Raw genomic sequence first — 23,678 nt, 5'->3', positions numbered from 1 at the left:
GGAGAACTTATTATGTCAACAATTTCTATTATCCTAGTGGCTATTGTGGCCTTCTTAGCTGGGATTGAAGGGGTTTTGGATGAATTCCAATTCCACCAACCTTTAATTGCATGTACATTAATCGGTTTAGTTACTGGTCATTTAGTACCATGTATTATTTTAGGGGGATCACTTCAAATGATCGCCTTAGGTTGGGCTAACATTGGGGCCGCGGTTGCCCTGATGCTGCCTTAGCCGCTGTTGCTTCTGCCATCATCTTTGTTCAAGGTGGGGCTGACACGAAGAACATTGGGACGGCCATTGGGTTGGCGGTGCCATTAGCTGTGGCTGGTTTATTCTTAACGATGGTTGTGCGGACGATTTCAGTTGCCATCGCTCATATTATGGACAAGCGTGCCGAAGCTGGTGACTTACGTGGAATTGAAATTTGGCAATTAATTGCCACGAGTTTGCAAGGGTTGCGGATTATGTTACCAGCAATTGCCTTAACGTTTATTCCTGCTAGTGTTGTGAAGGACTTCCTTGGGTCAATGCCAGCATGGTTAACACAAGGGATGACCATCGGTGGGGGAATGGTTGTGGCCGTTGGTTACGCCATGGTTATTAACATGATTGCAACGCGTGAAGTTTGGCCATTCTTTATCATCGGGTTTGTCTTAGCCGCTATTTCACAATTAACTTTAATTGCGATTGGGGCTTTAGGGGCGGCATTCATGTTGCTCTACCTCCAATTAGAAGGTAAAGGCGGTTCAGGTAACGGAAATGGTGCAAGTGGGACAGGTGATCCACTTGGCGACATTTTAGATGATTACTAGAAGAGAAGGGGAGTCAAATCATGGCGGAAAAGGAAATTAAATTAAGCAAGCGGACTCGTTGGGATGTCTGCTGGCGTTCAACATTCTTACAAGGTTCATGGAACTACGAACGGATGCAAAACGGTGGTTACGCCTACGCAATGATGCCAGCCATCAAGAAGCTTTACAAGACTAAGGAAGACCGAGCAGCCGCTGCTAAGCGTCACTTGGAATTCTTTAACACACACCCATACGTAGCTTCACCAATTATCGGGGTTACGTTAGCCTTAGAAGAAGATAAGGCTAACGGAGCTGAAGTTCCAGATGCAACGATGTCTGGGGTTAAAGTTGGGATGATGGGACCATTAGCCGGGGTTGGGGACCCAATCTTCTGGTACACGGCACGGCCGATTATTGCCGGGTTAGGTGCTTCATTGGCGATTTCAGGGAACATCTTAGGACCAATTTTATTCTTTGTTATTTGGAATGTCTTACGGATTGCCTTTATGTGGTACACGCAAGAATTTGGTTACCGCGCTGGGACGAAGATTACGGATGATTCTAATGGATTGTCACTTCAAACCGTTTCACGTGGGGCCGCAATGATGGGGATGTTCATCTTAGGGACGTTGATTGAACGTTGGGTTTCAATTAACTTTACCCCAGTGGTTTCTAAGACGAAGTTACAACCAGATGCCTACATTCACTGGGACAAGTTACCTGGTGGTGCACATGCAATCCAAGAAGCTTTAACGCAATGGAACATGGGAAAGGGACTTGCCCTTTCAAGTACGAAGGTTGTTACTTTACAAGATAACTTGGATCAATTAATTCCTGGTTTAGCAGCCCTCTTATTAACGTTCCTTTGTATGTGGCTTTTGAAGAAGAAGGTCTCACCAATTTGGATCATTATCGGAATCTTTGCAGCCGGAATTTTACTCCACGTTATCGGGTTGTTAGGTTAATCTAATAATGGTTGAGTCATTAAATACAAAGGCTACGGTGGTCGTGTCAGGGACGTCTTATTTAGGCTTGAGTAGTTACGGCCAAATTATGGTTGGTGATCGCGGATTTGAATTTTATGATGAACGTGATCGGAAAAACTTTATTCAAATTCCTTGGGAAGAAGTAGATTACGTGATTGCTGAAGTTTTATTTGGTGGTCGCTGGATTCCGCGATATGCGATTCGGACAAAGAAAAACGGGACGTATTCGTTTGCTAGTTCACAACCGAAAGTGGTGTTACGGGCAATTCGCGAACATGTACCAGCTGAACGGATGGTTAAATCATTAACGTTCTTTCAGGGGATTAAGCGCGGCTTACACGCGCTTTGGCAACGACGCCGGCATAAGTGATGATAGTTTAAAATGTCAAGCATTGACTGTTTGGTCAGTGCTTGGCATTTTTTTTATTTACTAATCTTAAAATAACTTAATTTTATTCAAATTAGGGGTTGTCAAAGAGGGGGGATACGGTAATATAATATTTGTTAATTGCGAATACGTGATTAAGCTCCTGGGGGAGTAGCGAAGTCTGGTTAAACGCGACGGTCTGTAAAACCGTTCCTTTTGGTTCGGTGGTTCGAATCCACTCTCCCCCATTTTATTATTGGGCTATAGCCAAGCGGTAAGGCAACGGTTTTTGGTACCGTCATGCGCTGGTTCGAATCCAGCTAGCCCAACTAATTAACAGCTGCCGATTGGTAGCTGTTTTTTTAATTGCTAATTACGAAAAAAACGGGACTCGGTCAATAATGGCCGGTCCCGTTTTACTTTGGGGTGATTTTGCGTAAATTGTAGATGCTCACGTTACCGAGTTGATCAAGGACTAATTGCTGCCCTTGTTGTTGGATGGCGGTTAAGGTGTCGGTATTCGTTTCATAGTAACCACTTGAGGGATTAAAGGCCTCAATTTGGACTTGGAGGGGTAATTTATCAGCAAGTAATAAAATTTGCGATTGAAGACGCCGCAATTGTGCGCCGGTTAAATAAGTTTTGCGTTCAAAGCGTTGATTAGTTTGCTGAATTAATTCATGGTAGCCCGTTAAAGCGGCGAAAGGGGCGAATTGCATCGCCCGGTCATTGTTACTCATTGGATAGTGCCCAGGAACTTTCGGGGCCGGCTGATCGATTAAATCAGTGTATTCGCTTGTGTCAGGAAATAAATCGGCTAATTCGTGGCGGTTCATGCGTCATGCCCTCCAATTTCGTTGTGGCGTTTCTTTCCAGTGGCCCCATCAAGTAAGTCGGTTCCGGTGAGGATGGCGTTTTTACCATGCTCGTCGCGGATTTTCATAATAACTTGTTGGAGTTGATGGTCAGTTTTCGTAGTTTGATCGTTAGATGGGGTGGGGGCGAATAAATCAAGTTGTTCACTGCGCGTTTGGTGGTTAGGGTTAGTTTCTAAGAATAATTGGTTGGCGATAACGGTGATTTTGCGAATTAACAAGTGTTGATTAAACGCTTGTTGGTATAATTGCGCAAAGGCACGCTTTAGTTCGCGGGCAGAATCAGTATAGCGCGGTAACGTTAGATTAACTTGGGTGGTTTTGGGAACTTGGCGCCCGTAAAAGTCGGTTTTTAATTCGCCGGGATAGTCGTATCCGGGTTGTTGCAAACTTTGGGGATCATAATCAATTCGTAAAGCGAGTTGTTGGACCGTGGCGCGCCGTTTCATTAACTGGTAGGCTAAATCATCCGCCATTTCAGTCACCACGATTTTGGCTTCGTCAGCATGATATGGTCGTGGGAGCACTTGGCTTGAATAAATGCCATGATCATGGTTGCGGTAGCTTTTAATGTCGGCAATGGTCGCCGTTTCGATGCCCCAAGCGTGGTCGATTAAGAGTTCAGCGTTTTTACCAAAAGTTTGGTAAAGCGTTTCGGGATTTAATGGCTGATCTAAGGGGGCCACTGCTACACGTGCGATATCACCCATGGTGTGGAGGCCGAGTTTGGCTAAGCGTTTGGCATAGCCACGGCCAACGCGCCAAAAGTCTGTTAAGGGTTGGTGAGCCCATAGGAGTTGCCGGTAGCTAGTGGTAGTTAGCTGGGCTATCCGGACGCATCGTGATCACCGTTAATTTTTTTTGGCCACGATATCCAGCGCGACTTTGGCTAAGTATAAATTTTCGCCAATGCCAGCAGTGGCGGTAATTTTAGTTTCGGTCTGAATCGCTAGGATAACTTGTTTGGCAACTTGGCGGGCAGAGGTCCGGTGGGTGGCTAAGTAATCAGTGATATCAATGAAGACTTCGTCGATGGAATAAACGTGGATATCTTTGGATTGAAAGTAGCGTAAGTAAATTTCATAAATGTGATTACTTAATTCGAGATAATATTGCATCCGGGGAGGTACGATTTTGAACGTAATTTGTTGCCGGGGATGTTTGAGTAATTCGTCGCGGTAAATTGATTCGTAGTGATTAAAGGCGCGGCGTTGCCGATTTAATTTCCGGAGGGTCGCTTTAACTTCGAATAACCGTGGGCGTCCAGGGACGCCGAAAGATTTTAAGGCTGGGGAAACGGCGAGACAAATGGTTTTGTCAGTGCGGGCGGCGTTAGCGACGACTAAATTGGCGTTTAACGGATCAAGACCTAAGGCAGCGCATTCAGCAGATGCGTAAAATGATTTTAAATCAATCGCTAGATACGTTCGCATTTTGGTAAGACCTCCGTTAATCGTGAATATTTATTGGTTCTATTATAGTAAGAATTATTTATCGGAACAAGTGTTCGGGTTGGCGGAATTTTAGGTGAAATCATTAAAATTAGGTGGAGCATTTAGGCGTTGTTTGATATAGTGATGTGGGGAGAAACGTTGATGCACCACGGTTTATATATATCCTTGTGATTGTTTTTGGTGCCTTGAATTTGTTAATGGGGGATTAGCAAATGGGAAATTTAGATTGGCAAAATGAAGCGCAAGTGACGGATGAATTAGGGAAGTTGATGCAGCAATATTATCCGTTAGTCCGGTCGATGTGGCGCCGGCACCCGATTTTGGGGATGGAGTATCTTGATTGGCAGCAAGAAGCTTGGGTAACGCTCTATGATAGTTGGCAGAAGTATGACCAACAGCAAACGGTGACCTTTGGGAGTTACTATAAACAAGCGTTGCATAATCGGTGGGTGAATTTATTACGGCGCGAAACGGCCCAGAAAAAGTGGCCACGCCAAAATCAAGTGGACTATGATGATTATTTAGCGAGTGAGTTGTACTATGTGCCGAAAGATGAGGTGCATGAAATTGAACAACAACTCTGCCTTCAAGGGGCGATAGCGCGCTTTAAAGCGATGGTCACGCAGGAAGAATATTTAGTTTATCAATTACGCTGGGCGGGATATTCAATGCGCGAGATTGCAACCAAGCAAGCGATGACGATGCCCGAAGTTCGCCGGTGTTTTGGGCGGGGACGCTTAAAATTTAAACATTGTTTTCAACGCGAACTCTTTGAGCGCTAGTTGCAATTTAGGCGATTTACGTGTAAGCTTGGATAGTATTAAAGAGGTGATAAAATGGGGAAACAAAAAGAACCATTAGCCTGTTCGGTTTGTGGTCGGCGGAATTATTCGGTGCCCATTAGTGGGAAGCCCGACCAACGACTGACGTTGAATAAATTTTGTAAACAATGTGGGCGAGTAACAGTCCATCAACAAACTCGCTAGGTAAGTCTGGAGGTAGAGGAACGTGATCCGATTCATTAAAAGTGTCGGCCATGAAATGCGCTTAGTCGTTTGGCCAACGCGGAAAGAAAATGCGCGGGATACACGGGTGGTGTTATCAATTACCATTTTCTTTATGTTGTTCTTTGCATTATTTGATTGGTTAATTAAGCAAGGGTTGTTTTTATTGACGAAGTAGTCAACTTCAGTAAAAACTGCTATAATTAGTGTTGTTAAGGAAAACTTCGTGGTTGTACGAGGTTTTTTTATTTTACTGCTAATCAACCGTAAAAAAAGGAGAAAGCAACGTGGAAACGATGGAAAAACAATGGTATGTCTTACATACTTACTCCGGTTACGAAAACCGGGTGAAGAGTAACTTGGAATCACGGGTTCAATCAATGAACATGGAAGATTATATTTTCCAAGTCGTGGTCCCAGAAGAAACGGTTAACCAAGTCAAAGATGGTGAATCCAAGCAAATCGAAGAAAAGACGTTCCCTGGTTATGTCTTAGTGGAAATGATTATGACGGACCAAGCTTGGTATATTGCCCGGAACACGCCCGGAGTAACTGGATTCTTAGGTTCTCACGGGGGTGGTTCTAAGCCAACTCCAATGTTGCCAGAAGAAGTTGATCGCATTATGAAGCGGATGGGCATGGAAGTGGCTCGGACGGATATTGATGTTGAAGTTGGGGACGAAGTTAAGATCATTGCTGGGGCCTTCTCTGACATGACTGGAACGGTAACGGAAGTTGATCATGATAAGATGAAGTTGAAGGTGTCAATTGAAATGTTCGGTCGGGAAACAATTGCTGACCTCGGCTTTGAACAAGTTGATACTTTAAAATAAAGTTGAAATTTTGAGACAGCTATGATACTATTACTCTTGTATGCTATCGTCATACGTGGGAGAGATAAATCAAGATGTCTCATCATTACCACAACACGGACTAAGGAGGTTTTGTCTCGTGGCAAAGAAAGTAGCAAATATTGTTAAATTGCAAATTCCTGCCGGTGCAGCTTCACCAGCTCCGCCAGTAGGTCCAGCTCTTGGGCAAGCAGGGATCAACATTATGGGGTTCACGAAGGACTTTAACGCACGGACGGCTGATCAAAAGGGTATGATCATCCCCGTTGTAATTACGGTTTACGAAGACCGTTCCTTCGACTTCATTACGAAGACTCCACCTGCCGCTGTATTACTTAAGAAGGCCGCTGGTGTTGAAAAGGGTTCCGGTGAACCTAACACGAATAAGGTTGCTACGGTAACCAAGGCACAAGTTAAGGAAATCGCCGAAACTAAGATGCAAGATCTAAACGCCGCTGACGTTGAAGCAGCGATGCGCATGATTGAAGGTACTGCACGGAGCATGGGCTTCGTTGTCGAAGACTAATTCGTTGTAGGCCGGAAATTTCGTGAAAGCGGAATTTCTCGTGGGAGGAATATCCCGTTAGACCACATTTGCAAGGAGGAAAACACAGATGGCTAAAACTCGCGGTAAGAAATACCAAGAAGCTTTAAAGAAGGTTGACAGCAACAAAGAATACGCTGTTAACGACGCAATCAACTTAGTTAAAGATATTGATTTCGCCAACTTTGATTCAACGATCGAAGTAGCGTTCAACTTAAACGTTGACACGAAGCAAGCTGACCAACAATTACGGGGGGCAGTTGTATTACCAAACGGGACTGGTAAGGACCAAAAGGTAATCGTATTTGCTAAGGGTGCTAACGCTGAAGCAGCTAAGGAAGCTGGTGCCGACGTTGTTGGTGACCAAGACTTAGTTGACCAAATCAAGGATGGTTGGTTAGACTTTGACGTTGCCATTGCAACGCCAGACATGATGCCACAAGTTGGGGCATTAGGTCGGGTGCTTGGTCCTAAGGCTTGATGCCAAACCCTAAGACTGGGACGGTGACGATGGATGTTGCTAAGGCTGTTTCTGAATCCAAGGCCGGGAAGGTTACTTACCGGACTGACCGGGACGGAAACGTGGCTGTACCATTTGGTAAGGCTTCATTCGATACTGATAAGTTAGCTGAAAACTTAAAGGCTATCCAAGACATAGTTGTTAAGGCTCGTCCAGCTTCTGTACGTGGGACTTACGTTAAGCACGCATCAATTGCTTCAACGTTTGGTCCAAGTGTGACGCTTGACTTGACTGATTTCTAAGTCGATTGATAGTAAAAAAGGCGAGAAGTGATTCTCGCCTTTTTTGTACCCAAAAGGAGCGAATATGCAAAAATTAAAATGGCCCTTAGTGGGGGCAGGAATGGTGATTGGGATCCTTGCTGGGGTAGTGGCAGCTAGTTTGAGTTTATTCCTGGATGGCGTGGAACACGTGATGTTGCATTATCATGAAACTAATCTCCATCCGATTGCGACCGGTACGAATCCCTGGTGGCGCTTATTATCGGTAACGCTTGCGGGCATCATCGCTGCCATCAGTTGGTACTATCTGCAACGACAGCGGAAATTAGTTAATATTAATCAGGCCCTCAAACAACAAGTGATGCCAGTGAAGGCGACCATTTTAGACGTTTTAACCCAAATTTTTTTACGTTGGTTCTGGTGGTTCGGTCGGACGGGAATTAGCACCACGAGAAGGAGCAGTGATGGTGTGGCAACAAGTAAGTCGCCATTGGCCCCGGTGGCAATTTGATGCTGACGAACAACGTTTATTAATGGCCACGTCAGCGGGGGCCGGGTTTGCGGGGGTTTATATTTCACCCCTAACCGGCATGCTATTTGTGGTGGAAATGTTGTATCGGAAAGTCACCGTTAATTCAGTCGTGGTTAGCTTAATCGCGAGTGGGATTGCGACGGTGATTGGGGCGAGTGTGAAAGGTTGGTCGCCATATTATGCGGTCGTGAAGCCGACGTGGGATTGGTCACAAGTGCCGTGGGTGATTTTGTTAGCCACGTTGTTAACATTCGTGGGGGTAGTTTTCCGCTACGGAATTACGACCGCTAAAGCCCATCACGTAACGGATCGTCACATTTTATGGCAATTGCCAGTGATGGCCTTGTTAACCGGGCTTGTAGCATTAAAATTTCCGCAAGTGATGGGCAATGGTCGGGGGTTAGCGCAACTTGCGATGACGACAAAGCCGAGTTTGATGTTGCTTGGTGGGTTAGTAGTCATGTTGGTGGCCAAAGCCTTGTTAACGCTGGGAACGCTAAAAGCCGGCGCCTATGGTGGGGTGATTGCGCCGTCGATTGCCATCGGTGCGACTAGTGCGTTGATGATTGCGTGTATCTTGATGCCAGCGGGGTGGTCATTTAATCCCGTGTTAGCAGGTATCGTGGGGGCCACCACGGTCTTGTCAGTAACCCAACGGGCGCCGTGGATGGCGCTGGTGATGATGATGGAAATTTGCCAGTTGCCAGTGATGGACGCGATTTACTTAGGAATGGCGGTCTTCGTTGCGTGGTTAATGCAACGCTGGTTTAAATTAAATTAAAAATCAGCCGAAGTGGCCTGATTTTTTTAATTTTACTTACCTTGATAGTAACGTTTCACAAGGTAGAGAATTGGTAAGCCGACCACCACGGTACCAACGAATAGAAGTACCCCGCGGGATCGTTTTGGATTTCACTGATGATCACGAAGATCCCACCTAAGATTGAGATGATTGGCACCCATGGGTAGAGTGGCGTTGAGAATGGGCGTGCTTGGTTCGGGTTACGCTTACGTAAGATAAAGACGCCAAAGAACGCGAGTAAGTAGAAAATGTAGACCGTGAAGACGCAGAGGTCTGATAACCGGTCAGTGTCGAATAAGAACATCATAATTGTGGCTAACAAGATAATGAAACCAGTGGCTAAGACGGGTGACTTACCTTTTGGAGTTAAGTACGTTAAGGTCTTAGCAAACGGAATATCTTGGCGCTTGGCCATTGCGTAAACAACCCGTGGGAAGGTGATGATTTTCCCGTTAATCGTTCCCATCATCGAAATGATAATTCCGGCTGACAATAACTTTCCACCTAAGGGACCAAAGGCACTCGTAGCTAAATGGGCGACGGCTTGGTCACCAAGGGCAGTAATTTGGTTGGCGGGCATGAATTTCAAAACGGCAATGGTAATTAATGTGTAAATGGCAATGACGATTAAAATCCCGCCGACAATGGCTTGGGGTAATAATTTTTGCGGGTTCTTTAATTCGCCCCCGAGGCTGGCAATTAAAATCCACCCGTCATAACCGAATAAAGTGGCTAAGACAGCAACCCCAAACCCACCGTGGTTGTGGGTTAAAGTCGTCATCGTTTGGCCGAGCGCATCATAATGTCCCCAACCAATCCCAAAGACAATAATCGCGATGATTGGAATCATTTTCCCAATGGTCGTGATGACCGAAAAGGCAGCGCCGACCCGGTTTTCGAGTAAGTTCAAGGCCCCAATCCCAATCACGGTAATCACAGCTAATGGAATCTTCCATTCCGGTCCCAGTCCAAAGAAGTTAACCATGAGGATGCTCATGAACCCAGCGACCGAGGCGATAATGGCCGGCCCGTAAACGATGATTTGCATCCAGCCTGAGAGGAAACCGAGTAAGCGGCCATAAATATTTTCGATGTAGGCGTATAAACCACCGGTTTCCGGCATTTGTGCCCCAATTTCAGCAACGGTGAGTCCCCCAGTTAACGTGATTAACCCCCCGAAAATCCAAGCGAAAATCGCCATGCTTGATGAACCGGCATTTTCTAAAACCGACCCTTGTTTGAAAAAGATCCCTGATCCAATTAAGGTCCCGATGACAATCGAGATGGCCGACGTAAAGCCGAGCGAGCGTTGTAAATGTGGTGTGTCTGTGTTCTTCATGCTAATTCCTTCCTTTCGTGCAACGAAAAAAAACCATTAACCGCGTTCGTCGTTCGATAAGACGATTAACTGGTTAATGGTTTTTGTTTGCAAATTAATGTTTTACTTTTAATGCATGGTAAAAAGCCTCAACCAGTTATGTCAAACTAGATGAGGAGGAGGAAGTGTTAAGCATGAATAAGTTGATTTGATTTGTGTTGTTCATTGGTATGTCCTCCTTAAATTAAAAGTATATTAGAATTTTATCATGGTCTTTTTTTAATGTGCAACCCCTATAATGGCCAAAGTGCTAAATATAATACAACCACGATTAAAGCCGGGACGTAATTGGCGACTTTAATCTTAGTGTCAAAGGCGAGATTGAGCCCGATACAAGTGATGATGATGGACCCAACCAAGGAAATCCCCGTAATCATGGTCGCGCTGAGTAAGGGTTTTAAAATGACGGCTAAGTAGGTCATTGTTAATTGATAAATTGCCAACGGAAAGGCACTGAATAAAGGGCCGACGCCAAAGGTCACTGACATCATAGCGACGGTAATAAAGTCAATGATTGCTTTGGTAATCAGGGTGGTTAAATTATGGTCAAGCCCGTCTTGAAAGGCCCCAACAATCCCCATGGCCCCAATGATGACCGTTAAACTAGCGGTAATAAAGCCATCAATAAAGTGAGAATCGTGATCGCGGTTAACTTTATGTCGTAACCAAATCCCAAAGCGGTTAAATTTACCATCTAAATCCCACCAAGTCCCCAGGGCAACTCCAAGGGCAAGTGAAATGATACTAGCAATCGAGCCTTGAGTGTTAAATTGACCGTGTTGGTAAAGCAAACTATTAGCAATCGTCCCGGTGACTCCGACGAAAATGACACTAATCCCGATGGCTTGTAGGACGTTTTTTTGAATCGCTGGGGTTAAGATGCGTTGGCAGCCAATTCCAACGCAGCCAGCGACGATGATGGCAAGGGCGTTAATAATTGTTCCAAGTCCAGGCATATAATCTTCCTCCATATAATTAGTTTGATTATTATAGCAAATCTAAGAATATGAGACAAAATTTAATTTGAAGAAAATGGGATGATTTCCTTGTCAATAGCAGCGGAGTTTGCTAAACTTTAATAGTTGATTAAATATGACTCGACCTAAGACTCAGGCGACTATGATAGTCTTAATTTTGCCTGCCGAGGAAGAAACGTGTAAATGTTCTTCTCTATGTCTGCTTGTCATAGGGATTTTTTTAAATCCAAATCAAATTTAGACAGAATGGAGGTGAAATTGAAATGAGTGAAGCAACAATCGCAAAGAAGGCGGAAGCCGTTAAGGCAACCAACGAATTGTTAACTAACGCTGCAACGGCCTTAGTAGTTGACTACCGTGGTTTAACGGTGGAAGAAGTTACTGATTTACGTAAGCAATTACGTGAAGCCGGTGTTAAGATGCAAGTTATTAAGAACAAGATCTTGACCCGCGCCGTTGAAGGTACGGACTACGAAGCATTGAACGATGTCTTTGTTGGACCTACGGCTATCGTTTCTTCAGATGAAGATCCAATTGCCCCAGCCAAGATTGTAAAGAAGTTCGCTGACGCCCACGAAGCCCTTGAAATTAAGGGTGGGTTCATTGAAGGTGCCGTTAAGACGCTTGACGAAATTAACGAATACGCCAACATGCCTGGTCGTGAAGAATTACTTTCAATGCTTGCTTCTGCATTGTCAGACCCAATGCGCAAGATCGCGCGGGCTGTCAAGGCAGTTGCCGACAAGGCCGAAGAAGAAGCTGCATAATCAGCTTTGGGCCGCATAATTTTAATTTACAAATAGCTATATAAGATATTTCGGAGGATAATAACATGGCTTTTGATAAGGATGCTATCATTGCTTCATTAAAGGAAGCATCAATCTCAGATCTTAACGACTTAGTTAAGGCAATCGAAGAAGAATTTGACGTTTCAGCTGCTGCTCCAGTTGCCGTTGCTGGTGCTGCTGGTGGCGATGCTGCTGCCAAGGACAGCTTCACGGTAGAATTAACTTCAGCAGGTTCTGCTAAGGTTAAGGTTATCAAGGTTGTTAAGGACATCACTGGTCTTGGTCTTAAGGACGCTAAGGCTATCGTTGACGGTGCTCCTGCAGCCGTTAAGGAAGACGTTAAGGAAGACGAAGCTAACGACATCAAGGCTAAGCTTGAAGAAGTTGGTGCTACGATTACGCTTAAGTAATTTCACCCTTAATGCTTCAAAAACCGCTTTCCCATTTGGGAAGGCGGTTTTTTTTGTGGCCTAAAGAGGGAATTTTAACGCTTAATGCAAAAAACGTGACGTTTAAAATTTTTTTGATTATTACGTTAGCTAATCAGGTATAATTAGACAAAAGTTTAATGATGGAGGTGACGAAATAAATGGATAAGGAATTAGGGGTAATTTTATTTTTCTTAGTTGTTGGAGTAGTCGCTGGTATTTATGGTTGGGTGTTTGACCAAGGATCGTTGTTCTTTTTTTAAAGTGTTACCGGTTATGGTGATTGGTGATAATTTGTATGAATTATACAAATGGTATCGCCAAAAACATGCCTAACTAAAAACCGTCGTTGTTAAGTCAGTTCGACTTAGCAGCGACGGTTTTGTTATTTAATCAGCTTGGTTGATGTCTTTATTGGCGTTCGGACGTTGGACGCGGTAATCGTTATCGTTCATTGCTTCTACTTCGCCGAGCCGGTAACCATTCCCGACTTGACTAAAGAAGTCGTGGTTAATCGTCGACGTTGAAATTCCATTCATCACGATAGGGTTAACATCACTGGCTGTATCTGGGAAGAGCGGATCTTGCCCGAGGTTCATTAAAGCCTTGTTGGCGTTGTAACGAATGAAGGTTAAGACGTCTTCAGACCAACCAACCGTGTCGTATAACAGGTGGGTGTATTTTTCTTCGTTATCGTATAAGTCGTATAAGAAATTGTACATCCAATCCCGCATATCTTGTTGTTGATTATCAGTTAATTGGCGCATCCCGACTTGGAACTTGTAGCCAATGTAAGTTCCATGGACCGATTCGTCTCGTAAAATTAACTTAATAATTTCAGCGACGTGGGTTAGTTGGTTGTGACCTAAGTAGTAAAGCGGGGTGTAGAAACCAGAATAGAATAAGAAGGTTTCTAAAAAGACGTTGGCAACCTTTTTCTTTAATGGATCAACGGTGGAATCCATGTAGAGGTTACCAATTTCAATCGCCTTTTTTTGTAAGAATTCTTGGGTGTTTGACCACTCAAAGATTTCATCGATTTCTTCATTGGTGTTTAACGTCGAGAAAATCGTTGAGTAACTCTTCGCGTGGACGGATTCCATGAATTGGATGTTATTTAAAACCGCCGTTTCATGGGGCGTTTGAACGTTTTGTCGTAACGCGGCCAACCCTTGTTCCGATTGCAGGGTATCAAGTAGGGTTAAGCCCCCAAAAACGTGACCAACGACCCAACGGTGATCATCATCTAATTCCCGCCATTCACCAAGGTCATTGGCGACTGGAATCCGGGTATCTAACCAAAATTGTTCGGTTAATTTTTCCCAAGTTGCCTTATCAATCATATCGGATACTTGGTTCCAATTGATGGCATCATAATTTGTTAAGTTCATGCGTGGCTCCTTTAAGTTAGTTAATAATCTTATTATAAGCTAAATGGAACAACTTTCACATTGGTTCGCACCAATTTCACTCTCGTCATCCGTAAATGTACGGATATAGTAAATGGATTTAATGCCACTTTGGAACGCATAGTGGCGGAGGATGTTTAAATCCCGGGTCGTCATTTTCTCCGTCCGGCCAGCTTTCCATTCATAGAGTCCACTTGGAATCGTGGAGCGCAAGAATAAGGTCATGGATAACGCTTGGTCAACGTGGACTTGCGCGGCGGCGTAAGTATCAATCACGTGGCGCATATCCGTGTCATAGGCAGATTGATAGTATGGCAACGTATTGTTACTTAAATATGGCGCTGGGTAGTAAATCTTTCCAATGGAGCTTCTTGCCGTTCTTCAATCCGGTTGATAATCGGGTGCAGACTGGACGTGGAATCCCCGATGTAAGAGGTCGAGCCGTTGGGAGCGACCGCTAGGCGATAGGCGTTGTATAAACCATCCGACATCACTTGCGCTTTTAACGTGGCCCAGTCAGCTGGACTTGGTAGGAAATGATTGGCAAATAATGCTTGCACGGCCGTTGATTGTGGCCGGTAGTCGTGGTTAAGGTATTGGTCAAAATATTCGCCCGTGGCGTATTGGCTATCCTCAAAGTTAGCGAAGGTTTGATGCCGTTCGACGGCTAATTGATGGGAGGCCACTAATGACCAGTAGTTGAGCAGCATAAAGTAGACGCTCGTGAATTCCACGGCGACGGGGCTCCCGTATTGGATGTGGTGCTTAGCTAAAAAGCCGTGCAAGCCCATTGCCCCGAGCCAATGGCGTGCAGTTGATCGTTCCCGTGCTTGATCGTTGGAACAGTGGCCAAACTTTCGATGTCACTAATATAAGTTAAGGCGCGCACCATCGCTTGGATGGATTGGCCGAAGTCGGGGGTTTCCATTAAATTGGCAACGTTGGTTGACCCCAAGTTACAACTCACGTCAGTTCCCAGGTGGGCATAGGTTTGATCATCGTTAATTTGGGATGGGGTTTGGACTTGCGCGATTTCGGAACACAAGTTACTCATAATAATCCGCCCCGCAATTGGATTGGCCCGGTTTTCAGTATCGATATTAACGATATAAGGGTAGCCTGATTCTTGTTGGAGTTTACTAATTTCATCTTCTAAACTCCGCGCGTTCACTTTCACCTTATGAATAGCGGGGTTCGCTACCATTCGGTCGTATTCCGCCGTGATATCAACGTAAGCAAATGGTTGGCCATAAACTTTTTCGACGTCGTAAGGACTGAATAAATACATGTCAGCATTAGCTTCGACTAATTCGTAAAACTTGTCAGGAACGGTAATTCCAAGGGACAAGGTCTTAATCCGGACTTTTTCGTCGGCATTTTCTTTTTTTAGCCCCTAAAAAGTCGATAATATCTGGGTGGAAGACGCTCAGGTAAACCACCCCGGCCCCTTGGCGTTGACCAAGTTGGTTGGAGTACGAGAAGGTATCTTCTAATAACTTCATTACTGGGACGACCCCGCTACTAGCGCCCTTAATCTTTTTGATCGGGCCCCGGCTTCCCGCAAGTTAGTTAAGCTAATGCCGACCCCACCCCCAATTTTAGAGAGTTGGAGGGCCGAATTAATGACCCGCCCAATGGAGTTCATATCATCCGTTGCTTGGAGTTCAAAACAACTGACGAATTCGCCACGCCGTTTCCGTCCTGCATTTAAAAAGGTTGGGGTGGCTGGTTGGTACCGTTGGTGAATTAATTCGTCAGCCAATTGCATCGCCAATTCTTGGTCGCCATGGGCTAAGAAGAGGGCGTTCATGGCCACGCGATCAAGATAATTTTCTAAATAAAATTCTTTATCGTCGGTCTTTAAGGCGTATTGCGCGTAAAACTTGTAGGCGGCCATAAAGGATTGAAAATGAAAATCTTGATCGTTTAAGTATTGGTATAGCCGTTCGATAAAGGCCATTGGGTATTGGTGAATGAAGTCAGCTTCTAAGTAGTCGTGATCAATTAACCAAGTTAAGCGTTCGGCCACGGAGTTAAACGTCTTCGTGTTGGGTTTCACGTTCGTGGCGAGAAAGTCGGCTAGGGCCGCTTGATCTTTATCGAGTTGAATTTGACCGTTTTTGGGAATGTTAATTTGGTTGTTGAGTTCAAAGTATTTTGCTTGGGTAACGTCGATATCTGACAGAGCCATGAACTTTCCTCCTTGGTTAAATGAGCTGCTGTAAATCGCTGGGCCGGAAACCAGTAAAACTAACACCAGTGTCCGTTTTGATAATAGGGGTGGCGGCGAAGCCAGCTTGTTTAAGTTCGTCAATTAATTCGGGGTGGTCGCTTAAATTGATTTCGTTAAATTGGGCCCCGTGTTCATTTAAAAATCGTTTCGTCATTGTACATTGGACACAATTGTTTTTTTGAGTAAACCGTAATTTCCATGGTTAAATGCCTCCCTAGGATATAATCATAATGATATTAGTATACTCAATATCTTGTGGTTAGCAACTCACTTCGACACAAGATATTGTGGTTATAAGGGCTGGGAATGACGCTAGCCCAAGGGTGGGAACGTTTAAAAAGATTTGTTAAAAAAAATTTTAAGCGGGCGGATTGAATTGCTATAATGAAAGGTGAAATTAGAGCGAGGAAGGTAGTTTTTTTTGTGAACCAACCAAATCCAGAATATTATATGCAAGAAGCATTTAAAGAAGCCCATGCCGCGGAATTAATGGGCGAAGTCCCGATTGGAGCGGTGATTGTGCATGACGGTCAAATTATTGGCCGAGGTCACAATATGCGCGAGCGGTTCCAAGATGTGACGTATCACGCAGAAATGTTAGCGATTATGGAAGCTAACCAAGCGTTAAAAAGTTGGCGGTTAGAAGATTGCGAATTATACGTCACGCTAGAACCATGTTTGATGTGTAGCGGAGCGATTGTGAATGCCCGGATTAAGACGGTTTATTATGGCGCCGATGATCCCAAAGCCGGGGCGACCAGGAGTTTGTATCGTTTGTTAGAAGATGACCGGTTGAATCACCAAGTCACCGTGCACCCGCACGTGATGGAAGCGCAGAGTAGTCAAATGCTGAAACAATTCTTTAAAGCGATTCGGCAACGGCAAAAGGCGGCCAAAAAAGCCCGCCGAGCGGTCGCTAAAAATGAGCTAACTTCCAACTAGCATTTTGAACAAAAGTAGTGTATGATTAATATTGCCGTAAGGCCACAGGACAAGGTGTGCTTACGAACCGTGTCAGGTCCGGAAGGAAGCAGCACTAAGTAAGATGTCATTTGTGTTCTGTGTTACGATGAAATTAAGTTGGGAGTCCATCTTTGGTGGGCTCCCTATTTTTAATAGCAATACCACGGTTTGGTCGGTATAATAGAAAAGAGTTAATTACGAAGCAGGGAGGACAATTAACGGTGAGTTATCAAGCGTTATACCGGGTTTGGCGGCCCCAAAAGTTCCAAGATATGGTGGGACAAGAGGTGGTCGTCAAAACTTTAAAAAAAATTCGATTATTACGAAGCAAATGACCCATGCGTACTTGTTCTCTGGCCCACGGGGAACTGGGAAAACGTCGGCGGCGAAAATTTTTGCCAAAGCGATTAATTGTCATCATCAAGTCGATGGCGAACCATGTAACGAATGTGAAATTTGCCAAGCGATTACGAATAATCAACTTGGCGATGTAATCGAAATTGACGCGGCGTCTAACAATGGGGTCGAAGAAATTCGCGACATTCGGGATAAGGCCAAGTATGCGCCAACGCTAGCTGATTATAAGGTTTACATTATCGATGAAGTTCACATGCTTTCGACGGGGGCCTTTAACGCCTTGTTAAAGACACTGGAAGAACCGCCAGCCAATGTTATTTTTATTTTGGCGACGACCGAGCCGCATAAGATTCCGTTAACAATTATTTCGCGGGTGCAACGGTTTGATTTCCGGCGGATTTCACCGCAACAAGCCTTTGATCGGATGGTCTACATCTTAGATCAAAAGCAAATCCCGTATGATGAACAAGCGTTACGAGTGGTGGCGAATGCGGCCGAAGGGGGAATGCGGGATGCATTGAGTATTCTCGATCAAGTCCTTTCGTACGGTCAAGATCAAGTGGACCTTGATAACGCCTTGTTAGTCACGGGAAGTGTTACCAAGCAATTATTAAAGCAATACTTCTTACAAGTAGTTCAGCATGAAAGTGCGCCGGCGTTAGAAACGATGGGACAAATTTTAGCGGCGGGAAAAGATGGTCAGCGTTTTACCGAAGATTTACTAACGTTAGTGCGGGATGTGTTGTTATTCCAAGAAGCGCGAGACTTAGTTGATGTCGTCATGACCGGGTTAACGAGTGATGATTTCACGGCACTAGCCCAAGCGACGCAACCAGCACAACTGTACACGATGATTGATACGATTAATCATGTGCAAGACGAAATGCGCTTCACCAATCACCCGGATGTTTACTTGGAAGTTTTAACGGTGCGGCTTAGTCAACCGGACTTAGGAGTAAGTCAAAGCGCCGGGGTTGATAATCAACAGGTTAGCCAACTTCAAGCGCAAGTTAACCAATTACAACAACAACTGCAACAAGTGTTAGCTCGCCCCGCCCAACCGGCGCCGACGCCAACGCGAGCTAAGGAACCAGCTAAAAAGGCTCCCGTACGGCTAAACTTAGTGCCAATTCATGAGGTCTTAGGAGCTGCGACTCGGCAAGATTTAGACAATGTCAAAGAATTGTGGGGCGACTTATTAAATATCCTTGTACCAGCGGAACGGTCCTTGATCAGTATTTCGCAACCGGTGGCGGCCAGTCCAACTGGCGTGGTGGTGGCCTTTGATAACCAATTCTTGTTCCAACGGGCGGTTGATGGACCGCTGGGGCAACACATGGCGGCCGGCTTACAACAATTAACTGGTAATGAACGGACGGTGACGTTTGTGCCGGCGGCTAAGTGGCCCGAAATTCGTCAAGATTACTTGGCGCAACATCAAGATCAATTTAAAGCTAAAAATGCGCCGGCTGAACATGAACCAGTCGCTAATCCGGTGGTTGATGAAGCGGCGGCGATTTTTGGTGCCGATAATATTACTGTTAATGATGATTAAATGATAAAGGAAGGTATTTAACCATGATGCGTGGAATGAATATGCAACAAATGATGAAGCAAGCCCAAAAGATGCAAAAGCAAATGATGGCCGAACAAGAAGAATTAGCGGCGCAAACGTTTACGGGGGAAGCGCCTAACGGGATGGTGAAAGCAACTTTTAGTGGCGATAAGCAATTAACCGACTTGCAAATTAAGCCGGACATTGTTGACCCTGAAGATACGGATATGTTACAAGACATGGTCTTAACGGCGGTTAATGATGGGTTAGCCAAAGTTGATCAAGCCACCCAAGCTAAGATGGGGAAGTACACTCGGGGCTTAGGACTATAAGGAGCAGTTGGTATGCAGTATCCAGAACCAATTGCGAAGTTAATTGATAGTTATATGAAATTACCGGGGATCGGGGAAAAGTCAGCGACCCGCCTCGCCTTTTATACGTTGGGGATGGACACTGAAGACGTGAAGAATTTTGCCGCCTCCCTGACTGCGGTGAAGCAAGATCTCCATTTTTGTAGTATTTGTGGCAATATTACCGAAGACGATCCCTGCCCGGTTTGTAAAGATCAAAGTCGTGACCAAAGCCAAATTCTGGTGGTGGAACGCCCTCGGGACATTATGGCGATGGAACGGATGAATGAATATCATGGGTTGTACCACGTCCTAAATGGAACGATTTCACCAAGTGAAGGCACAGGACCGATGGATATTAATATTCCAAGTTTAATTGACCGCTTGAAGCAACATAATGAAGTCAAAGAAGTTATTATTGCCACGAATGCGTCGATGGATGGTGAAACAACGGCTCAATATTTAGCGCGGTTGTTAAAACCGGCCGGAATTAAAGTGACGCGCCTAGCCCATGGGTTGAGTGCGGGGGCTGATATTGACTACACGGATGAATTGACGTTATTTAGAGCGGTCCAAGGACGGACAGAAATGTAGTAGGGAGAGCGATGGGAAAGTTTATTTCGTTTGAAGGATTAGATGGATCAGGCAAAACGAGCGTGATGCAAGCCATCCAAGCCCGCCTAGTTGAGCGCCTGGGGGCCGATAAAATTGTGATGACCCGTGAACCAGGGGGAACGCCTTTGGGGGAAACGATTCGGGAAGTCTTGTTAGCAGATGCGGCTAAAACAATGGACCCGGTGACGGAAGCGTTGTTATTTGCGGCCAGCCGGCGGCAACATGTGGTGGAAAAAAATTCAACCCGCCCTAGCCAAACAACAATGGGTGTTGTCAGACCGATTTTTAGATAGTTCCCTAGCTTATCAAGGGGGCGGCCGACAACTCGGCGTGGAGACGGTCCAAGCGATTAATGCCGTGGCTGTTAACGATTGTTTACCGGATTTAACCATCTTCTTAGATGTCCCGCGAACCGCTGGGTTGGAACGAATTCAAAAACATCGACAAAATCAGGTTAATCGCCTGGATCAAGAACAAGCAGACTTTTACGAACGGGTGCGGGCAACTTTTCTTACCTTGGCTCAAGAAAATCCGGCTCGCCTGGTCGTAGTTGATGCAACGCAACCACTCGCAGAGGTGGTTGCAGCCGTTTGGCAAGTGATTGAAACAAGATTATAAGAAAGGAGTCCGGTTGGATGGACACAACGCAATTTAAAGCGACGCCAGTCTTAACTTCGCCTTTGGTGGAGCAATTTCAACAAGTGATTGCTAACCATGAATTAGCCCATGCGTACTTGTTAGCTGGAATGAGTGGGACGGGGAAACTGGTCTTAGCTAAATGGATTGCGTTGCGGCTATTTTGTTTGGCTCCGCAAGCGAACCAACCGGATTATACTTGTGCGGAATGTCAGCGAATCTTATCCGATAATCATCCCGATGTGGTGATGGTCCAACCAGATGGTCGGCAAATTAAGGTTGACCAAATTCGCTATTTGAAAACCGAATTTACCAAACGTTCCGTGGAAGGGCAACAAAAAGTCTTTATTATCGACCAAGCTGATACGATGACGGTCAATGCGGCCAATAGTTTGTTAAAGTTTATTGAAGAACCGGGACAAGATGTCTATATTTTCTTACTGACCACCAATAAGCAAGCAATCTTGCCGACGATTCAATCGCGGACGCAAATTGTGGAGTTGCCAGCGTTATCACCGGTGCAATTAAAAACGCAACTTGCCACGGCGGGGATTCCGGACTATTTACAATCAGTCGTGGTCGGGTTAACGCAATCCCCCCAAGAAGCAACGGCTTGGTTAGTTGACGACTGGCTTGGTCAAGTCGTGAAACAACTATTACCATGGTTTAAACTAGTGTTAGCCCGTGATCCATTAGCCTATGTTGAAATTCAAACCAAGCTCTTGCCATTGTTTGAAGACCGGTCGCAACAAAAAATCGGGTTATCATTAGTAACCTTATTAATGCGCGATGCCTTAGTCCTAAAGGTTGATGACCAACGATTGGACTTATATTTTGCTAATTGGCGTGCAGAATTAGTAGCGGCGGTGCAAGGGCTTACCTTGCCACAATGTTTAGCGATGAATGAAGCGGCGTTAGCTTTACAACCACAATTTGAACGAAATCTAAACTATCAAAATGTTTGGGAAGCATTTGTGATAAAATGCTTAACAAATAAGTAATTGAAGGGAGTAATCGCACCAGTGGAACGGATTGATAAAGGAAAACTTTATGATCAATTGACGGCGCTGGCCCGGCAAACGCAGACGTTGGCGGAAGAAGTGGTGAGTTTACAACAACAAATGAGCGCGGTCTTACAAGAAAACGTTGAGTTAACGATTGAAAATGACCGCCTTCGGCAGACGATTGCCGCTCAAAGCCACGAAACCACGTCAAATGGATTGACGGCCTCACGCCAAAATTTACAAAATTTATATCAAGAAGGCTTTCATGTTTGTAACGAGTATTACGGTAAGCGGTTAGCGGATGCCGAATCATGTACATTCTGTCTTGATATTATTTACAATGATCATCGGACGAAGGGGTAAAGATGCAACAAATTTCTAGTTTTCAAACGGCGTCAACGGGGCGCCTTTATTTAGTCCCAACCCCGATTGGGAATTTAGAGGATATGACGATGCGCGCCGTTAAAACCTTGGAAGCGGTTAGTTTAATTGCAGCGGAAGATACGCGGCATACGCAACAATTATTAAATCATTTTGAAATCACGACGCGACGATTAGTTTTCATGAACACAATACGGCGCAACGAATTCCGCAATTGTTGGAACGATTGCAAAATGGCGAAGACATTGCCCAAGTTAGTGATGCGGGGATGCCATCAATTTCGGATCCCGGCAAGGAACTCGTTAAAGCTTGTGTGGAGGCTGATTTACCAGTTGTGGCCTTGCCAGGGGCGAATGCGGCGTTGACGGCATTAGTCGCTTCGGGCTTAGTCCCACAGCCATTTTATTTTTATGGCTTTTTAGACCGTAAACAACAAGCCCAACAAGCCGAATTAACCGCCTTAAAGGAGCGGGAAGAAACGATGATTTTTTTATGAGGCGCCGCATCGGTTAGCCAAAACGCTCGCCAATGTGGTCGCAGTGCTCGGTCCGGAGCGGCCGGTGGTGTTAGCGCGGGAAGTAACCAAACGTTATGAAGAATATTTGCGGGGCACGGCGGCGGAACTTTTAAATTGGGCGCAAACGGCGACGGTACGGGGCGAATTTGTAATGCTAATTGGCGGGGCCCCGAAGGAAACGGTGACGTTTGATGATGACCCACTGCAAGCGATTCAATCGTTGATTGCCAATGGAACGAAAGTTAATGCGGCGATTAAGCAAGTGGCCAAAGAACGTGATTTAAACCGGCAAGAATTGTACCGGCAATTTCACGAGTTATAAGGAGAGTTAGCGCATGAAGTGGTTTGAATTACCGCATCAATTAACTTATTACGAATGTGATCCGCAAGGGAATTTGCAATTAGGGATGCTCTTTAACCTCGGGGTGTTAGCCGCCGAAATTGAAAATCAAGGGACCGGCGTCGGCTTAGGGGCTGCCAATCAATTAGGCGGTGGCTGGGTCGTTGTTAATTATGCCGGGACCTTTGATTTAACCCATTTTCACGCCGGGGATCAAATTGTGGTGGCGACGCGGGTGAAAGCTTTTAATAAATTTTTCTCACTGCGGGAATTTAGCATTCGAGATCATACTGGGCATGAATGGGTTCATTATGAAGCAACCTTTGTTTTTATGGATCTAGTAAAGCGCCGAATTATGACGATTCCACCGGTTTTGATTGAACAATATGATTTAGCACCGGTGAAGCGGATTCCGCGTGTCCCAGCGCCAAGTGACTTGGTGGTGGATGATACGTGGCAACAACATCAATATGATGTGCGGTATTTTGATATTGATATGAACGGACACGTCAATAACTCCCACTACTTTGATTGGATGTTGGAAGCCTTAGGGGCCGAATTTTTGCAAACGCATCAATTAACCGGGGTTAAAATTCAATTTGATCATGAGGTTCGTTATGGTCAACGGGTGACGAGTCAAGCCAAAGTGGCGGATTTAGTCACTTATCATCAAATTAAAACCGCTGATCAAGGAGCCGCCCGCGCCGAATTAACGTGGGTGACAGTCGGAAAATAAAAACATGGCTAGCAAACGGACAAAAGTGTGCTAGAATGGATTTGAAAGCGGATACATAATC

General features: G+C 45.1%; 23 protein-coding genes, 2 tRNA genes, 1 other RNA gene, 9 pseudogenes and 1 other annotated feature. Of the genes and pseudogenes, 26 read left to right on the top strand and 9 right to left on the bottom strand.

Features of this window, described 5'->3' with window-relative positions:
• Nucleotides 1–12 precede the first annotated feature (12 nt).
• The 5 genes and pseudogenes from JCM14505_RS00540 (at nt 13) to JCM14505_RS00520 (ending at nt 2,476) form a co-directional block, all read left to right on the top strand.
• Nucleotides 13–815, top strand: a pseudogene (locus JCM14505_RS00540) (PTS mannose/fructose/sorbose transporter subunit IIC).
• Nucleotides 816–835: 20 nt separating this feature from the next.
• On the top strand, nt 836–1,759 hold the full coding sequence (locus tag JCM14505_RS00535) for a PTS system mannose/fructose/sorbose family transporter subunit IID (protein WP_054652121.1): 924 nt from the start codon (nt 836–838) through the stop codon (nt 1,757–1,759).
• Nucleotides 1,760–1,766: 7 nt separating this feature from the next.
• Entirely contained in the window at nt 1,767–2,150 is a 384-nt protein-coding gene (locus JCM14505_RS00530; RefSeq protein WP_054652119.1) for a DUF956 family protein, read from the top strand.
• A 162-nt stretch (nt 2,151–2,312) separates the two neighbouring features.
• A tRNA-Tyr gene (locus JCM14505_RS00525) sits at nt 2,313–2,395 on the top strand.
• Between the two features lie 9 nt (nt 2,396–2,404).
• A tRNA-Gln gene (locus tag JCM14505_RS00520) sits at nt 2,405–2,476 on the top strand.
• A gap of 87 nt (nt 2,477–2,563) precedes the next feature.
• On the opposite strand, the gene JCM14505_RS00515 is transcribed toward JCM14505_RS00520, so the two are convergent.
• Both JCM14505_RS00515 and JCM14505_RS00510 read right to left on the bottom strand, forming a co-directional pair.
• Complete coding sequence (locus JCM14505_RS00515) at nt 2,564–2,983, bottom strand: hypothetical protein (RefSeq protein WP_054652117.1); 420 nt, start codon at nt 2,981–2,983, stop codon at nt 2,564–2,566.
• A pseudogene (locus JCM14505_RS00510) lies at nt 2,980–4,455 on the bottom strand (Y-family DNA polymerase). The gene JCM14505_RS00515 and the pseudogene JCM14505_RS00510 overlap by 4 nt, the downstream one beginning before the upstream one ends.
• A gap of 233 nt (nt 4,456–4,688) precedes the next feature.
• Here JCM14505_RS00510 and JCM14505_RS00505 point away from each other — a divergent pair.
• From JCM14505_RS00505 to JCM14505_RS00470, 8 genes and pseudogenes are all read left to right on the top strand, one after another.
• Nucleotides 4,689–5,258, top strand: a complete 570-nt coding sequence (locus JCM14505_RS00505; RefSeq protein ID WP_054652115.1) for a sigma-70 family RNA polymerase sigma factor — start codon at nt 4,689–4,691, stop codon at nt 5,256–5,258.
• Nucleotides 5,259–5,312: 54 nt separating this feature from the next.
• A complete protein-coding gene (rpmG, locus tag JCM14505_RS00500; RefSeq protein WP_054652113.1) occupies nt 5,313–5,462 on the top strand; it encodes a 50S ribosomal protein L33 in 150 nt (49 codons plus the stop codon).
• Between the two features lie 22 nt (nt 5,463–5,484).
• Nucleotides 5,485–5,658 carry a preprotein translocase subunit SecE gene (gene secE / locus JCM14505_RS00495; protein ID WP_370717875.1) on the top strand — a complete coding sequence of 58 codons (174 nt, stop codon included), beginning with the start codon at nt 5,485–5,487 and terminating at the stop codon, nt 5,656–5,658.
• 109 nt (nt 5,659–5,767) lie between these two features.
• Nucleotides 5,768–6,313, top strand: coding sequence for a transcription termination/antitermination protein NusG (gene nusG / locus JCM14505_RS00490; protein ID WP_054652111.1), 546 nt, complete (start codon nt 5,768–5,770; stop codon nt 6,311–6,313).
• A gap of 118 nt (nt 6,314–6,431) precedes the next feature.
• A complete protein-coding gene (gene rplK, locus JCM14505_RS00485) occupies nt 6,432–6,857 on the top strand; it encodes a 50S ribosomal protein L11 (RefSeq protein WP_054652109.1) in 426 nt (141 codons plus the stop codon).
• A gap of 88 nt (nt 6,858–6,945) precedes the next feature.
• A pseudogene (gene rplA, locus JCM14505_RS00480) lies at nt 6,946–7,637 on the top strand (50S ribosomal protein L1).
• A gap of 64 nt (nt 7,638–7,701) precedes the next feature.
• Entirely contained in the window at nt 7,702–8,127 is a 426-nt protein-coding gene (locus tag JCM14505_RS00475; protein ID WP_054652105.1) for a voltage-gated chloride channel family protein, read from the top strand.
• Complete coding sequence (locus JCM14505_RS00470; RefSeq protein ID WP_054652103.1) at nt 8,081–8,929, top strand: chloride channel protein; 849 nt, start codon at nt 8,081–8,083, stop codon at nt 8,927–8,929. Before JCM14505_RS00475 ends, JCM14505_RS00470 begins: the two co-directional genes overlap by 47 nt.
• A gap of 32 nt (nt 8,930–8,961) precedes the next feature.
• Here JCM14505_RS00470 and JCM14505_RS00465 read toward each other — a convergent pair.
• Nucleotides 8,962–10,289 (bottom strand): annotated as a pseudogene (locus JCM14505_RS00465) (APC family permease).
• Between the two features lie 272 nt (nt 10,290–10,561).
• Nucleotides 10,562–11,284, bottom strand: coding sequence for a DUF554 domain-containing protein (locus JCM14505_RS00460; RefSeq protein WP_054652101.1), 723 nt, complete (start codon nt 11,282–11,284; stop codon nt 10,562–10,564).
• Between the two features lie 127 nt (nt 11,285–11,411).
• Nucleotides 11,412–11,535 (top strand) — a sequence feature (ribosomal protein L10 leader region).
• Between the two features lie 33 nt (nt 11,536–11,568).
• Here JCM14505_RS00460 and rplJ point away from each other — a divergent pair.
• Together rplJ and rplL are read left to right on the top strand one after the other, a co-directional pair.
• Nucleotides 11,569–12,072, top strand: a complete 504-nt coding sequence (gene rplJ, locus JCM14505_RS00455) for a 50S ribosomal protein L10 (RefSeq protein WP_054652099.1) — start codon at nt 11,569–11,571, stop codon at nt 12,070–12,072.
• Between the two features lie 65 nt (nt 12,073–12,137).
• Nucleotides 12,138–12,503, top strand: a complete 366-nt coding sequence (gene rplL, locus JCM14505_RS00450) for a 50S ribosomal protein L7/L12 (RefSeq protein WP_054652097.1) — start codon at nt 12,138–12,140, stop codon at nt 12,501–12,503.
• A gap of 407 nt (nt 12,504–12,910) precedes the next feature.
• Here the strand turns inward: rplL and nrdF are convergent, their stop codons facing one another.
• The 5 genes and pseudogenes from nrdF to JCM14505_RS00435 all read right to left on the bottom strand — a co-directional run bounded on the left by nrdF (nt 12,911) and on the right by JCM14505_RS00435 (nt 16,317).
• A complete protein-coding gene (nrdF, locus tag JCM14505_RS00445; RefSeq protein WP_054652095.1) occupies nt 12,911–13,912 on the bottom strand; it encodes a class 1b ribonucleoside-diphosphate reductase subunit beta in 1,002 nt (333 codons plus the stop codon).
• Nucleotides 13,913–13,951: 39 nt separating this feature from the next.
• On the bottom strand, nt 13,952–14,248 hold the full coding sequence (locus JCM14505_RS09860; RefSeq protein WP_263848919.1) for a ribonucleotide reductase barrel domain-containing protein: 297 nt from the start codon (nt 14,246–14,248) through the stop codon (nt 13,952–13,954).
• 11 nt (nt 14,249–14,259) lie between these two features.
• Nucleotides 14,260–15,278 (bottom strand): annotated as a pseudogene (locus tag JCM14505_RS09855) (ribonucleotide reductase barrel domain-containing protein).
• A 4-nt stretch (nt 15,279–15,282) separates the two neighbouring features.
• A pseudogene (locus JCM14505_RS09850) lies at nt 15,283–16,121 on the bottom strand (ribonucleotide reductase barrel domain-containing protein).
• 16 nt (nt 16,122–16,137) lie between these two features.
• The gene (locus tag JCM14505_RS00435; protein ID WP_054652093.1) at nt 16,138–16,317 is read right to left on the bottom strand and encodes a glutaredoxin family protein; all 180 of its coding nucleotides are present in this window, start codon (nt 16,315–16,317) and stop codon (nt 16,138–16,140) included.
• 269 nt (nt 16,318–16,586) lie between these two features.
• On the opposite strand from JCM14505_RS00435, the gene tadA reads away from it, so the two are divergent.
• The 11 genes and pseudogenes from tadA to JCM14505_RS00390 all read left to right on the top strand — a co-directional run bounded on the left by tadA (nt 16,587) and on the right by JCM14505_RS00390 (nt 23,617).
• Nucleotides 16,587–17,105, top strand: coding sequence for a tRNA adenosine(34) deaminase TadA (tadA, locus tag JCM14505_RS00430; RefSeq protein WP_268872724.1), 519 nt, complete (start codon nt 16,587–16,589; stop codon nt 17,103–17,105).
• Nucleotides 17,106–17,146: 41 nt separating this feature from the next.
• Nucleotides 17,147–17,232: signal recognition particle sRNA small type (ffs, locus tag JCM14505_RS08530), an RNA gene on the top strand.
• A 115-nt stretch (nt 17,233–17,347) separates the two neighbouring features.
• A pseudogene (gene dnaX / locus JCM14505_RS00425) lies at nt 17,348–19,038 on the top strand (DNA polymerase III subunit gamma/tau).
• A gap of 23 nt (nt 19,039–19,061) precedes the next feature.
• The gene (locus JCM14505_RS00420; RefSeq protein ID WP_054652091.1) at nt 19,062–19,370 is read left to right on the top strand and encodes a YbaB/EbfC family nucleoid-associated protein; all 309 of its coding nucleotides are present in this window, start codon (nt 19,062–19,064) and stop codon (nt 19,368–19,370) included.
• Between the two features lie 12 nt (nt 19,371–19,382).
• Nucleotides 19,383–19,982 (top strand): recombination mediator RecR, encoded by a 600-nt coding sequence (recR, locus tag JCM14505_RS00415; RefSeq protein WP_054652089.1) that lies wholly within the window; start codon nt 19,383–19,385, stop codon nt 19,980–19,982.
• An 11-nt stretch (nt 19,983–19,993) separates the two neighbouring features.
• A pseudogene (gene tmk, locus JCM14505_RS00410) lies at nt 19,994–20,621 on the top strand (dTMP kinase).
• Between the two features lie 17 nt (nt 20,622–20,638).
• Nucleotides 20,639–21,640 carry a DNA polymerase III subunit delta' gene (gene holB, locus JCM14505_RS00405; protein WP_054652087.1) on the top strand — a complete coding sequence of 334 codons (1,002 nt, stop codon included), beginning with the start codon at nt 20,639–20,641 and terminating at the stop codon, nt 21,638–21,640.
• Nucleotides 21,641–21,661: 21 nt separating this feature from the next.
• Nucleotides 21,662–22,006, top strand: coding sequence for a DNA replication initiation control protein YabA (locus JCM14505_RS00400; protein WP_054652085.1), 345 nt, complete (start codon nt 21,662–21,664; stop codon nt 22,004–22,006).
• Nucleotides 22,007–22,008: 2 nt separating this feature from the next.
• Nucleotides 22,009–22,520 (top strand): annotated as a pseudogene (gene rsmI, locus JCM14505_RS09845) (16S rRNA (cytidine(1402)-2'-O)-methyltransferase).
• Nucleotides 22,521–22,587: 67 nt separating this feature from the next.
• Nucleotides 22,588–22,863 carry a hypothetical protein gene (locus tag JCM14505_RS09840; RefSeq protein WP_263848918.1) on the top strand — a complete coding sequence of 92 codons (276 nt, stop codon included), beginning with the start codon at nt 22,588–22,590 and terminating at the stop codon, nt 22,861–22,863.
• Between the two features lie 13 nt (nt 22,864–22,876).
• Nucleotides 22,877–23,617 carry an acyl-[acyl-carrier-protein] thioesterase gene (locus JCM14505_RS00390; RefSeq protein WP_054652083.1) on the top strand — a complete coding sequence of 247 codons (741 nt, stop codon included), beginning with the start codon at nt 22,877–22,879 and terminating at the stop codon, nt 23,615–23,617.
• Nucleotides 23,618–23,678 lie beyond the last annotated feature (61 nt).

The organism is Limosilactobacillus equigenerosi DSM 18793 = JCM 14505 (assembly GCF_001311375.1).
Taxonomy (GTDB): Bacteria; Bacillota; Bacilli; order Lactobacillales; family Lactobacillaceae; genus Limosilactobacillus; species Limosilactobacillus equigenerosi.
The sequence above is the reverse complement of the archived record's forward strand: the minus strand, read 5'-3'. Positions and strand labels throughout refer to the sequence as shown.

Coding starts and splice junctions, on each gene's coding strand:
- rplJ (WP_054652099.1), top strand. CDS start 11,569: ATGAGTGAAGCAACAATCGCAAAGAAGGCGGAAGCCGTTAAGGCAACC.
- rpmG (WP_054652113.1), top strand. CDS start 5,313: ATGGGGAAACAAAAAGAACCATTAGCCTGTTCGGTTTGTGGTCGGCGG.
- JCM14505_RS00475 (WP_054652105.1), top strand. CDS start 7,702: ATGCAAAAATTAAAATGGCCCTTAGTGGGGGCAGGAATGGTGATTGGG.
- holB (WP_054652087.1), top strand. CDS start 20,639: ATGGACACAACGCAATTTAAAGCGACGCCAGTCTTAACTTCGCCTTTG.
- JCM14505_RS00515 (WP_054652117.1), bottom strand. CDS start 2,983: ATGAACCGCCACGAATTAGCCGATTTATTTCCTGACACAAGCGAATAC.
- JCM14505_RS00470 (WP_054652103.1), top strand. CDS start 8,081: ATGGTGTGGCAACAAGTAAGTCGCCATTGGCCCCGGTGGCAATTTGAT.
- JCM14505_RS00390 (WP_054652083.1), top strand. CDS start 22,877: ATGAAGTGGTTTGAATTACCGCATCAATTAACTTATTACGAATGTGAT.
- nrdF (WP_054652095.1), bottom strand. CDS start 13,912: ATGAACTTAACAAATTATGATGCCATCAATTGGAACCAAGTATCCGAT.
- JCM14505_RS00535 (WP_054652121.1), top strand. CDS start 836: ATGGCGGAAAAGGAAATTAAATTAAGCAAGCGGACTCGTTGGGATGTC.
- JCM14505_RS00420 (WP_054652091.1), top strand. CDS start 19,062: ATGATGCGTGGAATGAATATGCAACAAATGATGAAGCAAGCCCAAAAG.
- JCM14505_RS00460 (WP_054652101.1), bottom strand. CDS start 11,284: ATGCCTGGACTTGGAACAATTATTAACGCCCTTGCCATCATCGTCGCT.
- recR (WP_054652089.1), top strand. CDS start 19,383: ATGCAGTATCCAGAACCAATTGCGAAGTTAATTGATAGTTATATGAAA.
- JCM14505_RS00530 (WP_054652119.1), top strand. CDS start 1,767: ATGGTTGAGTCATTAAATACAAAGGCTACGGTGGTCGTGTCAGGGACG.
- rplL (WP_054652097.1), top strand. CDS start 12,138: ATGGCTTTTGATAAGGATGCTATCATTGCTTCATTAAAGGAAGCATCA.
- JCM14505_RS00505 (WP_054652115.1), top strand. CDS start 4,689: ATGGGAAATTTAGATTGGCAAAATGAAGCGCAAGTGACGGATGAATTA.
- JCM14505_RS00435 (WP_054652093.1), bottom strand. CDS start 16,317: ATGACGAAACGATTTTTAAATGAACACGGGGCCCAATTTAACGAAATC.